We start from the raw sequence: 13698 nt of genomic DNA, 5'->3' as shown, positions 1-13698 counted from the left end.
TCCCCGGGCCAGGGCCACCATGGATCAGGCGCGCGCGGTCGGGGGAGCGACGGAGCCCAGCAGGCGCTCGATCACGTCGTCGACCGTCACACCGCTGAACTGGGCCTGAGGGTCGAGCAGCAGCCGGTGGCAGAGGACCGGGCTGGCCAACGTGGTGATGTCGGAGGGGACCACGGTCGTCCGCCCGTCGGCGGCTGCCCACGTCTTGGCGACCCGGACCAGGGCCAGGCAGCCACGCGCCGAGAGCCCCATCTTCACGTGCTGGAGCTCGCGGCTCGCCTCGGCCAGCTCACGGACGTAGCGCACCACGGCCCGGTCGACGTACACCTGACCTGCCATCCGGGTCATGTCGGTGATCAGCTTGCGACTCGCGACCGCGGTGACGAGCGAGGCCCGGTCGCGCACCGCGGAGCCGAGCAGCAGCTCCTCGGTGGCGTTGGCGTCGGGATAACCCACCGACGTCTTCATCAGGAAGCGGTCGAGCTGCGCCTCGGGCAACCGGTAGGTGCCGGACTGCTCGATGGGGTTCTGCGTCGCGATGACCATGAACGGGTGCGGCACGTCGTGGGTGATGCCGTCGACGGTGACGTGCCCCTCCTCCATCACCTCGAGAAGGGCGGCCTGCGTCTTGGGCGAGGCCCGGTTGATCTCGTCGGCCAGCACGATGTCGTGGAAGATCGGTCCCTGGTGGAAGTTGAAGGTGCCCTTGTGCTGGTCATAGACGGTCACGCCGGTCACGTCGGTGGGCAACAGGTCCGGGGTGAACTGGATGCGCGCGTGGCTGCCCTCGATGGTGTTGGACAGCGCGCGGGCCAGCATCGTCTTGCCGGTCCCGGGGAGGTCCTCGAGCAGCAGGTGACCCTCGGAGAGCAGACAGGTGAGGGCCAGCCGGACCACGTGGTCCTTGCCCAGCACGGCCAGGCCGATGTTGTCGGCCATCTTGGTGAAGGCCGCGGCGAACCAGGTCGCCTGCTCGCCGGTCAGCGAACCGGTCGCCGTCTCGGTGCCACTCGTCACGGTCATCTCGCGTGGTCCCTCTCCAGCACGACCGCCGGTGGCGATCCCAGTGTCGAAGGGTACGCGGGCTCACGCCGTGCGTACGCCGAGTGGCAGACTCGCGCCGTGATTTTCCCGACCCGCCGGCCTCGGCGCGCCCCGCGGCGACTGGCATGCTGCCTCGCAGCGGTCACGCTGACCGCCCTGGCGGGTTGCGGCGACGGTCCCGAGCTGACGCCGCAGTCGCTGCCGCCCCGAGCCCCCGTGACCATCCCGGCGTACGACGTCGACGCGGAGATCGCCGTCGGCAAGGCCGCCCTGTCTCTGGTCCCGGCCGATGCCACCGCGATCACCGTGACCGACTTCGACCAGGTGCGCGCGTCGCTGGGTGTCCCCGACCTGACCAGCGAGGACCCGATGAGCGACCGGAGGGACTTCTGGGAGCGGGCGCGCCGCGAGTCGGTGCTCCTGACCGAGGGCATGCTGCTCGACGACAGCTCCGAGCTGATGCTCGACCACGGCTTCACCCAGGACGACGTCGACTGGGAGGCGCACTTCACGACTCCCGCCGGCACAGGCTGGATCCTCGGCTTCCGCCCCGACCTCGACATGGCGGCCGTGCAGGCAGCGGTGGACGCCGGCGTCGTCGCACTCGCGGGCGGGGTCGTCGACACCGAGCAGCACCTCGTCTCGCTGGGTGCTGTCTCTCCCACCGACACCGATGTGGACACGTGGGGCACCATCGAGGGCATCGCCGAGCTCACCCACGACGCGCCGGCCGAGTCGACCTACTACCGGGCCGGGTGCGTGCCGTTGAGCACGGCGCTGGGGCCGGACGCCGACATCGAGGACCAGGAGGCCGTGGTGAGCGCACACGACCCGACCGACTTGGCGCCCCTGTCCGCGTTCGCGCTGAGCTTCGCCGACGGGCTGGCCACGGCCCGGCTCGGTGCGGGTCGCTCCGACCTCTTCGACCGCGCCGAGCTCGCGACCGACTTCCCGACCGTGGGTGAGCTCGGCTTCGAGGACGCCCTGGTGGACGAGGTGGTCGACCCGTCCACGGGACGCATCGGCTACACCGTCGTGGCCCCCGTCCCGGCCGCGACAGCCACGCTGACCGACCTGCTGCCGTTCGCGGTGTGCAACGAGGTGGAGCCGATGGAAGAGCCCACGGGCCTGTGAGGGCAAGAACGCGCCTGATCGCACCCACGCTGCTGGCGATCGTGCTGGTGGCGATCGCCGCCCTGCTGGGCTGGTGGCAGCTCGAGGCCTGGCAGCAGCGGCGTGCCGCAGAGGCACGCGACCTCACCCAGCTCGACCCGGTGCCGCTGGTCGACGTGATGGGGCCTGACGACCCGTTCGACGGCAACGACATCGGCCGACCGGTCACCATCGAGGGGGAGTGGTTGCCCCAAGGGCTCTTCTTCGTCTCCGGTCGTGAGCTGGACGGCCGTGACGGCTTCTGGCCCGTGGTCCCCATCGCCGTCGGTGAGCCCGGTGAGCCAGGGGAGCCCGCGATCCCCGTCGTCCTCGGGTGGACCGAATCGGTCGACGACGTGGTGGCACCGACCGGCCGCGGGGAGGTCACCGGGTGGCTGCAACCACCCGACGGCAACGGCTCGGTCGACGACGACCCCGACGACGACGTGGTGCCCCAGCTCCGCACGGCCGACGCGATCCAGCGCGTCGAGAACGACCTCTACAGCTCCTACGCCATCGCCACAGAACCCACCGCCGGCCTGTCGCCGGCCTCCCTCGACGCGCTGCCGCCGGTGGGGCGCTTCACCGCGCTGCGCAACCTGCTCTACGCCTTGGAGTGGTGGGTCTTCGGGGCCTTCGCCGCGTTCATCTGGTGGCGCTGGGTCCGTGACGAGGGGGCCCCCGAGCCCGTGACAGACTCGCCGTCGTGAAGGCTGCCCTTCTCCCCGTGAACTCCCAAGTCCTCTTGAAACGAGAAACCGGCGGGTGGTAGTCCGACTCGCGGGTCGGCGGCCGTCGCTTGATGCGGCATCCGCGCCGACGTCAGGCCTCGGGTGGACCACACGCCGCCAGGCCGGCCCGGGCCCGCTCGATCATCTCAGGTGCACCGGTTGTCCGGGCCTTCTCGAGGGCGGCGGCGAACAGCGGCCGCGCTTCGTCAGACTCGCCGCGGTGCAGGCAGACATGGGCCAGCCCCATCGTGGCGTCGAGGATCACCCAGGTCGACCCGGTCTCCTCCCCGATGCGCAGAGCTCGACGGAAGTCGGTCTGCGCCACACTGGGGGCACCGGCGCCCAGATGGATCTCTCCCCGGATGGTGAGCGACTCACCCACACAGACGGGCAGGCCCAGCGCGGTGGAGGAGTCGATCGCCGCGCCCAGCAACGTCAGCGCGTCGTCGGTGTGTCCCTGCTGGGCTCGGATGAACGCCATCCGTCTCATGCTGCCCGGCACCTGCAGGCGCAGCCCGAGCTGCTGATCGATGTCGATGCTCTGTTGGAGTGCCTCGACCGCTTCGTCATACCGCGACACCGTGGTGAGCACTCCGCTCAGGTTGGTGGCCGTGATCGAGACGTTCTCGAGGTCACCCTCGGTGGCCGAGATCTCCATCGCCTCCCGCAGTTGCGACTCGGCCAGCTCTAGTTGGCCGAGGAACGTGGAGACGCTGGACAGATTGCCCAGCCCACGGCCCTCGCGGAAGCGGTTGCCGGTTCGGCGCGCCACGTCGAGGGCGAGCTCGAAGCTCTCCGATGCCTCCTCCACCCGGCCGTGGCGCAGCAGGATGTTGCCGAGTTGGTTGCGACTGGCGATGTCGTCCCCGTCAGGGTCGAGCTCGACGGCCTTCTGGCTCCACCGCAGCGCATCATCTAGTCGCCCGGTCATGTCGAAGACCCGACCCAGGTGGCGGGCGCCGTCGCGCTGGTGGACAGCAGAGCTCGATTCGGTCATGGCCCGATAGAGGGTTTCCATCTCGCCGAACCGGACGTCCGCCTCCAACCAGGCCTGGAGGATGTCCGCCAGGACGGCCAGCTCGTCCACGAAACCGAGCATCCCTGCTTCCCATGCGGTGGCGACAACGTTTTCGCACTCAGCCACCAGCCAGCGCCGCGCGGCCTCGACTCCGAACAGCTCGGGTCCGTCGATTTCGTCGCTCTCCGGAGCCGTGATCTCGTCCGGACGGATGTGGCGCACGGCGCAAGCTGTCCACCGACGGTAGTGCGTGAGTAGCCGCTCCAGTGCTGCCACCTGATCGCTGCGTGGATCCTTCTCGACCCCGAGCGCCGTCGCATAGGCCCGGATGACGTCGTGCAATCGATGCATCCCGTGCTCGTGCTCCAACAGGTGCTCGTGCACGAGGCCGTCAATCAGGCGGCGAGCCTCCGCGACGTCGACATCGGCCAGAGCGGCGGCCGCCTGCGTGCTGACGTCATGTCCCGGATGCAGGGCTAGCAGCCGGAGCAGCCGCTGTTCTGCGGGCTGCAGTCCGGCGTACGACGCATCGAGTGCCGCGCGCACGGCCCGTTCGGGCGGCGTGGACTCCAGGCGTCGGACCTGGTCCTGCATCGACCAGGTCGGGGTGTTGGCCAAGTGCGCGGCCACGACCCGAAGATGCAGGGGCAGGTGCCCACAGAGGTCGACCAGTCTTCGGGTTGCCGGATCCGGGGGGAGCTCGGTGCCGGAGGCCACGGACAACAACTCCAGCGAGTGGGCGGCGCTGAGAGGAGCGAGGTTGACCTGCTGAGCGTCGGGCAGGGCCAGCGCTCGCCGGCTGGTGATGAGGACCCGTGCCGACCCGCCCGGCAGGAGTGGGAGGACCTGGTCGGCCTCGCGCGCGTTGTCGATGACCAAGAGCAGTCGAAGCCGGGTGGCGACCTCGGCCAGAAGGGCACTGCGGCGCATCAAGGTGGCGCCGTGGATGACGCTCGGTGTGACGTCGAGCTGTCGCAGCAGGGACTCCAGCACCGCAGCGGGGTCGGCTGGTTGATGTTCGACGCTGTAGCCACGCAGGTTGACGTAGAAGCAAGCGTCGTAGCCTGCAGCCTCCCCATGGGCGGCATGCAGTGCCAACTCGGTCTTGCCGACCCCCGGCATCCCGACGATGAGCGACACCTGCTCGGTCTCGCCGAGGAGACGCAGCTCGTCGGCCCGCCCGACGAAGGGGTCGGTGGTCGGTGGGAGGTGGTCGTACACTCGGACGAGTCGCGCTGCGGCACGGCCGAGCAGGATGGCTCGGTGCGCCTGGCGCCACTCGCTCATGTGTGGCTCGGCACCGAGTGCGCCGACGATGTCGACGAGAAGCTCGATGTCCACGCGCCGGCGACCGAGGCGGAAGCAGTCGTAGATCGTCACTTTGCCTGGTGCGGTCCGATTCGGTCGTGTGCCCGCGGAACGGTCGGCGCCGATCGTGCGGGCGATCTCGGCGTAGGACGGATCACCCGCCCACGCGCGAAGCGCCACCAGCCGCCGTGTCAGCTCGTCCAGGGTTTGCGCACCGACCGGCGACGGCGGCGCGGCAACATCCGTCGTGGCTGCGTCGGACACCGGACCCCCCATTGATGGACCCCTCATGTTAGCGGTTGGGGTGTTCGGTTTCGTTCGGAATTCTCGACGCTGGAGTCGCTACTGGCGAGGCTGGCCCCGCAAGGGCAATGACCGACCATGGAAGGTCCGCGGACACAGATGAACATGACTAGAGCGCTCAGCGGCGCAATTGCAGCAGCCGCAATGACCTGGCTGCTGTCGGGATGTTCGATGTTCGGCATCGGCGGCACGCCGAACGCAGCGGTGGGGGAGACAGTCGAGGTCCCGGCCGGCCTCGGGGAGACAGACGGGAAGGTCGCCGCCACCTTGAAGTCGCTGGAGAGGGCCCCGGAAAAGGTCACCAAGCAGTTCGAGGGCGACGCTGAGATCTGGTTCGCCGAGATGACCTTCGATCACGACCAGACCAAGCTGGCCAAGTACGACTGGACGGCCCCCTGGGTCCAGGTCTACGGCTACCTCAGCGACGGGAGCGTGGTCTCCACGTCCTTCCTTGGCGGGGACATGACGGGCTGCGAAGAGGACGAGGTCGACAAGCTGATGAGCGACTATGCCGCCGGCAAGGAGATCGAGGTGTGCGTGAGTGTCTCGGGTGACGACTCGGCGGAGTTCGCTGGTGTCTACTTCGGAGACGCCAGCACCCCAAACTCGAGCGCGGTGTGGGAGAAGTGAGTCACGTGCCCGAGGGCGTGCGAGTTGACCCGGTCGAGGACGACGACGAAGGCTTCGAGCTCTTCTACGGTCTGGGCGCCCTCGCGTTCGGAGCCGGCTTCGGCACCTACCTCTTGCTGCGCTGGGAGGACGTCGTCGACGGCGTCTACTCACGCAGGCGGGGCGGCGTCGAGAAGCTGATGGACTATCTCGGCCAACCGGTGAGTGTCGCGATCCTCTATGCCGTCGGCGCGATCGGCCTGTTCATGATCCTGCGTGAGGTACGGCGTTGGCGAGCCGAGAGCGCCGCCGAAAAAGCTACTGCAAACGTTGCGGACACCGACCAGGAGGCGAGCGATCATGGGACTGCGTGACAAGTGGATGGCCCAGATGTCGGCGCGAATGCCTGACTACGGCAGCGTTCTGACCGAGGCGCTCGGTGACGATGCGCCGTGCCAGGCTCACGCCTTGGTGGTGCCCGCCGCCTACGAGCGCAACAGCGGGTCGGGAAGCGACATCGGCAGTGCGCTGCTCAAGCGGGCGGTGGACCTGGCGAGCAACTCCATCGCGGAAAACAAGCACATAGGTGGCGACGACGGCTCGATCGCCCGGTCGCTGCCGCGCGTGGGGGACATGCTGGCGCTCGCACTCTCGCCGACCAGCCTCAGTTTCTGGAGCTTCGGCATCACCGGCAGGGAGCTGCCGCCGCAGCGTCGGATCCGTCTGGACCGCGACGTCGTCCGCGGGCTGGTCGGCACCGGCAAGCGCTCTCAGGGCGGTGCGGGGGTGGCCCGGCTGTCCTTCGTCGACGGGTCCTTCTTCGACTACCGCGTCGTGATGGCGCCGGCGCCCGAGTTCTGGGTGGAGGCGGAGTCGCTGACAACCTGAGGACATGTCGGGGCACACTCGCGGCATCGAGACGTCCATGTGGCCCGCCCCGGGACGTACCGGGACGGGCGCCTCAACCTGCCTCTTGACGGGAGGCCGCGACATGTCCGCTGCAGCCCCCGACTGCACGGAACCGAAGCGCTGGAGTGGTGGGCCTTCGTGGCCTCCGCCGCCTTCGTCTGGTGGCGCTGGGTCCAGGACGATCGCGTCGAGGAACGCGTGACAGACTCCCCGACGTGAAGGCTGCCCTGCTCCGCTACCGCGTCATGGCCACCGTCGTCGGTGTGCTGCTCGTCGTCCTGTGCCTGATCGGTCTGCCGCTGCACTACGGCTACCTGCTGTTCCCCGAGGCGATGCCCCAAGGTGGCACGGCCTACGAGATCGGCGCGGGCATCTCGCAGTACCTCGGCGTCGCCCACGGCTGGCTCTACCTCATCTTCCTCATCGTCGCCTTCATGCTGGGGCGGCGGGCTGGCTGGGAGATGCCCTACCTGGTGATCACCCTCATCTGCGGCACCGTCCCGCTCCTCTCGTTCTGGGCCGAGCACCGCGCCACGCAGCGGGTCCGGGCCGAGCACGCAGAGCTGGCCTGACCCGTGACCACCGCATTCGTGCTCGGTGGTGGCGGCGTGCTGGGAGCTGTCGAGGTCGGCATGCTCCGCGCGGTCTTCGAGCGGGAGATCACCCCCGACCTCGTGCTGGGCACCAGCGTCGGTGCCCTCAACGGCGCGATGGTCGCGCGGGACCCCTCACTCGCCGTGATCGACCGGCTCACCGACCTGTGGGCTGCCACCGCGCAGGCGGGTTCGACCGAGGGCGCCGACCTCTTCCGGGAGCGACCGCTGCGGACCGTACGCCGCGTGGTCGCCACCGGCGGTCGCAACATCTACTCCTCGAAGCCGCTCCAGCAGCGCTTGATCGACGAGTTCGGTGACCTGACCTTCGAGGACCTGCCGGTGAGGTTCGGCGTCTGCGCCGCCAGCATCGAGCGAGCCGCCGAGCACTGGTTCACCAGCGGCCCGCTCGTGCCAGCCATCGTCGCCAGCGCGGCCGTCCCGGGCCTGCTCCCGCCCGCACGGGCGACGACGGAGTACGGCGAGGAGCACTTCCTCGACGGCGGCATCGTCAACTCCATCCCCGTCGGGCGCGCCGCAGCGCTCGGAGCGACACGGATCTTCGTGCTCCAGGTCGGCCGGATCGACCGGCCGCTGCAGGTGCCGAGGCGGCCGTGGGAGGTGGCGCGGGTGAGCTTCGAGGTGGCCCGGCGCCACCGCTTCATGCGCGAACTCGCGGAGATCCCCGACGACGTCGAGGTGCATGTCCTGCCGGCTGCCGGGACGTCGCCCAAGGACGACACCATGCTCGCCTTCCGCGACTTCAACTCCGTGCAGCGACGGATCGATGCGACGTACGCCGCATCTCGGACCTACCTCGACGAGCACCTGGCCGCCGGATGATCTGGGCGCTGCGACGGTTCGTGATCGCGCCGGCGCTGGTGCTGTTCACGGTGTTCCTGCTGGTCACCCTCCCGCTGTGGCTGATCGCCACCCTGGCCCTCTCGCCGCTGCTGCCCGGGCGCTGGCGGGCGCTGCGGCTGCTGTGGGTGGCGATGCTCTACCTCGTCGCCGAGTCGCTGCTTCTGCTCGTCCTGCTCGGGCTGTGGCTGTCCTCCGGCTTCGGGTGGCGGCTGCGCTCGCCGTACTACGCGGGCATCCACTACGACCTGGCGCAGTGGGTGCTGGTGCTGTTCTTCGGTGAGGCGAAGCGGGTGCTCGCGCTGCGCATCCGCACCGACGGGCCGGCGCCCGACGCCCACCGGGACACGCCGATCCTGGTGTGCTGTCGGCACGCCGGGCCGGGCGACTCCTTCATGCTGATGTACGCCCTGCTGCACTGGTACGGCCGCGAACCCCGCGTCGTGCTGAAGGACACCTTGGCGTGGGACCCGGCCATCGACGTCCTGCTCAACCGCATCCCGTCGGCCTTCATCTCCACCAACCCCGGCCCTGGTGAGGACTTCGAGAGCAAGATCGCCCGGCTGGCGAGCGGCCTCGACGCCAACGACGCGTTCGTGATCTTCCCCGAGGGCGGCAACTTCACCGCCGCCCGTCGTGAGCGGGCGATCGCCCGGCTGCGCAAGCTCGGGCTGGCGAGGATGGCCGACCGGGCGGAGCAGATGACCAACGTGCTCGCGCCGCGTCCCGGTGGGTTCCTGGCGGCCCTCGACGCAGCGCCCGAGGCCGACGTCGTGCTCGTCGCGCACACGGGACTCGACCACATGCTCACCGTCACCGACGTCTGGCGCGAGCTGCCGATGGACAAGGAGCTCATCATGCGCTGGTGGGAGGTGCCCCGCTCGGAGATCCCGGCCGGTCGCGACGAGCGGATCGAGTGGCTCTTCGACTGGTGGGAGAAGATCGACGCCTGGATCGACGACAACAAGCCCGCCGACCTGCCGCGACGTTGACCTCGCGGCGCGTCGGGCGTGTCTCCGGCGAGCACCATCAGGCGAGCGGGGGCCAGGCGGCGTACGGCGACTTCATGACCAAGTCCTGCACTTCGTGGCCTTTGCAACCGTCATGTAGTGCAGGAGTCCCCGGTTAAGCGGGGACTCCGCCACACGCTGAGCTGAGCCGCAAAACGCAGCGAGCCCCGGACCAGGAGGTCCGGGGCTCGCGAGCGGAAGGGTCAGGACTTCTTCTGGTCCGGCACGTCGTCGACGTCGATGACCTCGGCCGGGGCGTCGGGCGTCGACACCTCGTGCGGGGTGTCGGCAGCGTCGCTGAGCGACTCGCCGGGGGCACCCCCACCGACGTCGTCGGTGGCCTCGGCCGCGTCCGTCGCGGTCGGGGTCGCCGGGTCGACCGACGTCAGCGGGTCGCTCAACGGGTCACCCTGAGGACGGGAGACGGGCGAGGACGGCTTGGCGGGAGCGGCGCCCGGCTTGGCCGTCTGCTTGGCTGCCGGGGTGGGCGCCGCCTTGGGTGCCGGCGGGGGAGCCGGGGTGTAGGACGACTGCCAGTTGTCCGTGCCGGACGACTTCTTGCGCAGCTTGCTGAAGACCGCCCCGCCGATGGCGAGCAGGCCAGTGAGGAGCAGCAGCTTCTTCCACTTCGAGGTGGGCTCGGGCTCCGGCTCGCGGCGCAGCTCGGCGACCTTGGTGGCGGCGAACTCACGGGACGCGGCAGCGGTGCCTGCTGCCATCGCCGCAGCCGCGACAGCGGTCTCGGTCGCGCGGGCACGTCCCTCGGTCAGGATCGGACCGGCCTTCTCGTGGGCGTCGTGCAGGAGGGGTACGGCGCGATCGCGCGCGTCGGCGAAGACGGGCGCCGCCTTGTCGCGCGCGTCGGCGATCGCCGGGCCTGCCTTGTCCCGCGCTGTCTCCAGCGCGGCCTCGAGCTGCGGGATGACGGTCTCTGCGACGGACTCCACGTAATCGTGGGCCCGGTCCATGATCGACTTCTGCCTGCCGATACGCATGCGTGGCCTCCTTGAGGGTTAGGCCTCCATCTCACCATGTCCCCCATGAGCCGACCAGCCCCCGGTGGGGTGAACGGCCTCATGGCAGGATCGTGGGCGAAGACCACCAACGCGAGAGGCACTCCCATGGCGGACCCCAAAGCCACCCTCAAGACCAACCAGGGTGACATCGTCATCAACCTGTTCCCCAACCACGCTCCTGAGACCGTCGACAACTTCGTCGGCCTCGCCGAGGGCACCAAGGACTACTCCGCGGGCGACCGCTCCGGCCCGTTCTACGACGGCCTCGGCTTCCACCGTGTCATCGAGGGCTTCATGATCCAGGGCGGTTGCCCCCAGGGCACCGGCACCGGCGGCCCGGGCTACACCTTCAAGGACGAGGTCCACCCCGAGCTCGTCTTCGACAAGCCCTACCTCCTCGCCATGGCCAACGCCGGCCCCGGCACCAACGGCTCGCAGTTCTTCATCACCCTCGGGGCCACGCCGTGGCTCAACCGCAAGCACACGATCTTCGGCGAGGTCGCCGACCAGTCGTCGCGCGACGTGGTCGACAAGATCGGCAACACCCGCACCGGTGCGGGGGACCGTCCCGTCGAGGCCGTGGTCATCGAGTCCGTCACGATCGAGCGCTGAATCACTCCACCACACCGCCGATGAGTGCCCCGACTCCTCCGGAGTCCGCCGCCGGCGTGCCGATCTGTTATCGGCACGCCGGCCGCGAGACCCGGATCCGCTGTCAGCGGTGTGAGCGACCGATCTGCCCCGAGTGCATGCGCGACGCGTCGGTCGGCTTCCAGTGCCCCTCCTGCATCAAGGAGGGCTCGAAGCAGACCCGGTCCGGGCGGACGGCGTACGGCGGACGCCGCTCGGACAACCCGATGCAGACGTCGATCGTGCTGATCGGCATGAACCTCGCCGTCTGGTTGGCGATCCTGGCGACGGGGTGGCGCAGCAGCGACCTGATCAACCGGCTGGCCCTGGCTCCGCGCGGCACGTGTGAGTCGGTGTCGGATCCGTCGAGCTACTACCCCGGCGCGCCGGAGGATGTGTGCGCGGCCGTCGGGGGCGGCGACGGAGAGTGGGTGCCGGGGGTGGCCGACGGCGCCTACTGGCAACTCATCACTAGCGCCTTCACCCATGTCGACGTCTGGCACATCGGCCTCAACATGCTCCTGCTGTGGATCCTCGGACCCCAGCTGGAGTCGTCCCTCGGCCGGGCGCGCTTCCTGGCCCTCTATCTGCTCTCGGCCTTGGCTGGCTCGGCGGTCGTCTACTGGTTCGCCGCCGAGACGAGCGCGACCCTTGGTGCGTCGGGGGCCGGCTTCGGCCTGATGGGCGCTCTCCTGGTCGTCGCGATCAAGGTCAGGGGCGACGTCCGCCAGATCCTGATCTGGATCGGTATCAACGTGGTGATCACGGTCGTCGGATCCCAGTTCATCTCGTGGCAGGGACACCTGGGCGGCTTCCTCGGTGGTCTGGCGGTCGCGGCGATCCTCGTCTACTCGCCCCGCACGCGGCGTACACAGGTGCAAGTCCTCGGCCTCGTCGGCATCACGTTCCTCCTCGTGGCACTCATCGTGCTCCGCACCGCAGCCCTGGTCTGAGCCCGGCCCAGGCGGTGCGTGAGCCACACTCTGCGCGCCACGAATGTGGCTGGTGGACCGCCGAGGGCTGACCCGACGACGGCAGCGTCGTACACAGGTGTGGACGAGCCTGTGGATAACTACACCGGTGTAGTTCCTCCCGAACAAGCGGCACACATGCAGAGAGCCGCCGGTCCCGAAGGACCGGCGGCTCTCGCGTGAGTGGTGGGACGCGCGACCTACTCCCAGCGCGTGGCGTAGGTGAAGCCGACCGCCATGAAGGCGATACCGACAGCGAGGTTCCACTGACCGAGGTCGTTGAAGATCCACAGCGCGGAGAGGTCGTCGGAGAAGACGTAGAAGGTGCAGATCCACAGCAGTCCGATGAGGAAGCAGCCGAGCATGCCGACCACGACCCCGCGGCCGCGACCCAGCGGGGTGCTCGGGTGGGCGGCCACGGCCAGGCCGAGGAGCAGCGCGCCGAAGCCGATGACGTAGTTCCACAGGCCGAGGTCGGCGATCGCCTTGGGCTTGCCCTCAGGGGCCGGGAACACCGACGGGTCCGGGCGTACGGAGACGTAGTAGAAGGCGATCCACGCGATGCCACCGATGATCAGCAGCAGCGCGATCACGAACCTCACCGTGAGGGTCTTCGCCTCGGTCTCGACGTACGCCGCGTTGGACTTGGCCACAACTACTCCCTGGAAGGCTGATGGGACTGCGGGCGGGGGCACCCACCGGGGGGTTAGCGTAGTCGGCATGTCCCCGGAGTCCGACTCGCGCCCCATCGGTCGGCCGCGCAGCCACCAGCGCAGGCGCCCGGCGCTCGGATGGCGGGTCGGCACGCCGGTGATGGTGCTGCTCAGCGGCGCCCTGTTCGCCACCAGCGCCGAGCACAGTGGCGGCACCGACCTGCGGGCCGGGCGTTACACCGACCTCGCCTCGGTCGTCCTGGCTGAGCGTCGTACGGCGGACGAGCTGATCGCCGAGGTGGCCAGGCTGACCACCCAGGTCGAGACCCTGAGCGCGGGGCTGGGCGATCGAAGCGTCGACCGCGCACAACGCGAGATCGAGGTGCTCTCCGACCCGGCCGGCCTCACGGCCCGCACCGGGCCGGCCGTCAAGGTGACCCTGTCGGACGCACCGGAGGACGTGCTGGCTGACACGACCCGCGACCCGCTCGACGTGATCGTGCACCAGCAGGACATCCAGGCCACCGTCAACGCCCTGTGGCGTGCCGGCGCCGAGGCAGTGACCATCCAGGGTCAGCGGCTGATCTCGACGACCGGCATCAAGTGCGACGGCAACTCCGTCAGCCTGCAGGGACTCTCCTACTCACCGCCCTACGAGATCGTCGCGATCGGCGTCCCGACCAACCTCGTCACCTCGCTCGAGGATGACAGCTATCTCGACATCTATCGCGAGGCGGCAGCCGATCCCCGGGGTGGTGTGGGCTACCTGGTCGAGGTACTGCCGGAGGCGGTGGCGCCCGCCTATGACGGCCTGCTCGACCTCACCTACGCCACACCGATGCCCGACGCCCAGAGCTGAGAGCCCAGAGCTGACAGCCGAGAGCTGAGAA

General features: G+C 69.4%; 15 protein-coding genes. 11 read left to right on the top strand and 4 right to left on the bottom strand.

Annotated features, from left to right (window positions below; translation table 11 throughout):
• Positions 1-24 precede the first annotated feature (24 nt).
• The gene (locus VNJ48_RS20960; protein WP_325605741.1) at positions 25-1023 is read right to left on the bottom strand and encodes a MoxR family ATPase; all 999 of its coding nucleotides are present in this window, start codon (positions 1021-1023) and stop codon (positions 25-27) included.
• Between the two features lie 99 nt (positions 1024-1122).
• On the opposite strand from VNJ48_RS20960, the gene VNJ48_RS20955 reads away from it, so the two are divergent.
• Together VNJ48_RS20955 and VNJ48_RS20950 are read left to right on the top strand one after the other, a co-directional pair.
• On the top strand, positions 1123-2178 hold the full coding sequence (locus tag VNJ48_RS20955; RefSeq protein WP_325605740.1) for a hypothetical protein: 1056 nt from the start codon (positions 1123-1125) through the stop codon (positions 2176-2178).
• Positions 2175-2906, top strand: coding sequence for an SURF1 family protein (locus VNJ48_RS20950; protein WP_325605739.1), 732 nt, complete (start codon positions 2175-2177; stop codon positions 2904-2906). Before VNJ48_RS20955 ends, VNJ48_RS20950 begins: the two co-directional genes overlap by 4 nt.
• A 112-nt stretch (positions 2907-3018) precedes the next feature.
• Here the strand turns inward: VNJ48_RS20950 and VNJ48_RS20945 are convergent, their stop codons facing one another.
• On the bottom strand, positions 3019-5517 hold the full coding sequence (locus VNJ48_RS20945) for a tetratricopeptide repeat protein (RefSeq protein WP_325605738.1): 2499 nt from the start codon (positions 5515-5517) through the stop codon (positions 3019-3021).
• 183 nt (positions 5518-5700) lie between these two features.
• Here VNJ48_RS20945 and VNJ48_RS20940 point away from each other — a divergent pair, with 183 nt between their 5' ends.
• From VNJ48_RS20940 to VNJ48_RS20915, 6 genes are all read left to right on the top strand, one after another.
• Positions 5701-6186 (top strand): hypothetical protein, encoded by a 486-nt coding sequence (locus VNJ48_RS20940; RefSeq protein ID WP_325605737.1) that lies wholly within the window; start codon positions 5701-5703, stop codon positions 6184-6186.
• Between the two features lie 5 nt (positions 6187-6191).
• Positions 6192-6539, top strand: coding sequence for a hypothetical protein (locus tag VNJ48_RS20935; protein ID WP_325605736.1), 348 nt, complete (start codon positions 6192-6194; stop codon positions 6537-6539).
• Positions 6526-7053, top strand: coding sequence for a hypothetical protein (locus VNJ48_RS20930; RefSeq protein ID WP_325605735.1), 528 nt, complete (start codon positions 6526-6528; stop codon positions 7051-7053). Before VNJ48_RS20935 ends, VNJ48_RS20930 begins: the two co-directional genes overlap by 14 nt.
• Positions 7054-7289: 236 nt before the next feature.
• A complete protein-coding gene (locus VNJ48_RS20925; protein ID WP_325605734.1) occupies positions 7290-7646 on the top strand; it encodes a DUF3817 domain-containing protein in 357 nt (118 codons plus the stop codon).
• A gap of 3 nt (positions 7647-7649) precedes the next feature.
• Positions 7650-8510, top strand: coding sequence for a patatin-like phospholipase family protein (locus VNJ48_RS20920; protein WP_325605733.1), 861 nt, complete (start codon positions 7650-7652; stop codon positions 8508-8510).
• Positions 8507-9520, top strand: coding sequence for a 1-acyl-sn-glycerol-3-phosphate acyltransferase (locus VNJ48_RS20915; RefSeq protein ID WP_325605732.1), 1014 nt, complete (start codon positions 8507-8509; stop codon positions 9518-9520). Before VNJ48_RS20920 ends, VNJ48_RS20915 begins: the two co-directional genes overlap by 4 nt.
• 221 nt (positions 9521-9741) lie before the next feature.
• Here VNJ48_RS20915 and VNJ48_RS20910 read toward each other — a convergent pair whose 3' ends face one another.
• On the bottom strand, positions 9742-10533 hold the full coding sequence (locus VNJ48_RS20910; RefSeq protein WP_325605731.1) for a hypothetical protein: 792 nt from the start codon (positions 10531-10533) through the stop codon (positions 9742-9744).
• Positions 10534-10659: 126 nt separating this feature from the next.
• Between VNJ48_RS20910 and VNJ48_RS20905 the strand changes: the two genes are divergently transcribed.
• Positions 10660-11166 (top strand): peptidylprolyl isomerase, encoded by a 507-nt coding sequence (locus VNJ48_RS20905; protein WP_325605829.1) that lies wholly within the window; start codon positions 10660-10662, stop codon positions 11164-11166.
• Positions 11167-11186: 20 nt separating this feature from the next.
• Positions 11187-12137 carry a rhomboid family intramembrane serine protease gene (locus VNJ48_RS20900; RefSeq protein ID WP_325605730.1) on the top strand — a complete coding sequence of 317 codons (951 nt, stop codon included), beginning with the start codon at positions 11187-11189 and terminating at the stop codon, positions 12135-12137.
• Positions 12138-12355: 218 nt separating this feature from the next.
• On the opposite strand, the gene VNJ48_RS20895 is transcribed toward VNJ48_RS20900, so the two are convergent.
• Complete coding sequence (locus tag VNJ48_RS20895) at positions 12356-12808, bottom strand: cell division protein CrgA (RefSeq protein WP_325605729.1); 453 nt, start codon at positions 12806-12808, stop codon at positions 12356-12358.
• A 67-nt stretch (positions 12809-12875) separates the two neighbouring features.
• Here VNJ48_RS20895 and VNJ48_RS20890 point away from each other — a divergent pair, with 67 nt between their 5' ends.
• The gene (locus tag VNJ48_RS20890; RefSeq protein WP_325605728.1) at positions 12876-13667 is read left to right on the top strand and encodes a DUF881 domain-containing protein; all 792 of its coding nucleotides are present in this window, start codon (positions 12876-12878) and stop codon (positions 13665-13667) included.
• The last annotated feature ends 31 nt before the right edge of the window (positions 13668-13698 follow it).

Source organism: Nocardioides sp. (genome assembly GCF_035576065.1).
In the GTDB taxonomy this organism is placed as follows: domain Bacteria; phylum Actinomycetota; class Actinomycetes; order Propionibacteriales; family Nocardioidaceae; genus Nocardioides.
This window is presented reverse-complemented; position numbering and strand designations above follow the sequence as displayed.

Bases quoted from the DNA above. Each gene is read 5' to 3' on its own strand.
- VNJ48_RS20960 (WP_325605741.1), bottom strand. From the start codon at position 1,023: ATGACCGTGACGAGTGGCACCGAGACGGCGACCGGTTCGCTGACCGGC.
- VNJ48_RS20940 (WP_325605737.1), top strand. From the start codon at position 5,701: ATGACCTGGCTGCTGTCGGGATGTTCGATGTTCGGCATCGGCGGCACG.
- VNJ48_RS20930 (WP_325605735.1), top strand. From the start codon at position 6,526: ATGGGACTGCGTGACAAGTGGATGGCCCAGATGTCGGCGCGAATGCCT.
- VNJ48_RS20915 (WP_325605732.1), top strand. From the start codon at position 8,507: ATGATCTGGGCGCTGCGACGGTTCGTGATCGCGCCGGCGCTGGTGCTG.
- VNJ48_RS20910 (WP_325605731.1), bottom strand. From the start codon at position 10,533: ATGCGTATCGGCAGGCAGAAGTCGATCATGGACCGGGCCCACGATTAC.
- VNJ48_RS20905 (WP_325605829.1), top strand. From the start codon at position 10,660: ATGGCGGACCCCAAAGCCACCCTCAAGACCAACCAGGGTGACATCGTC.
- VNJ48_RS20900 (WP_325605730.1), top strand. From the start codon at position 11,187: ATGAGTGCCCCGACTCCTCCGGAGTCCGCCGCCGGCGTGCCGATCTGT.
- VNJ48_RS20890 (WP_325605728.1), top strand. From the start codon at position 12,876: ATGTCCCCGGAGTCCGACTCGCGCCCCATCGGTCGGCCGCGCAGCCAC.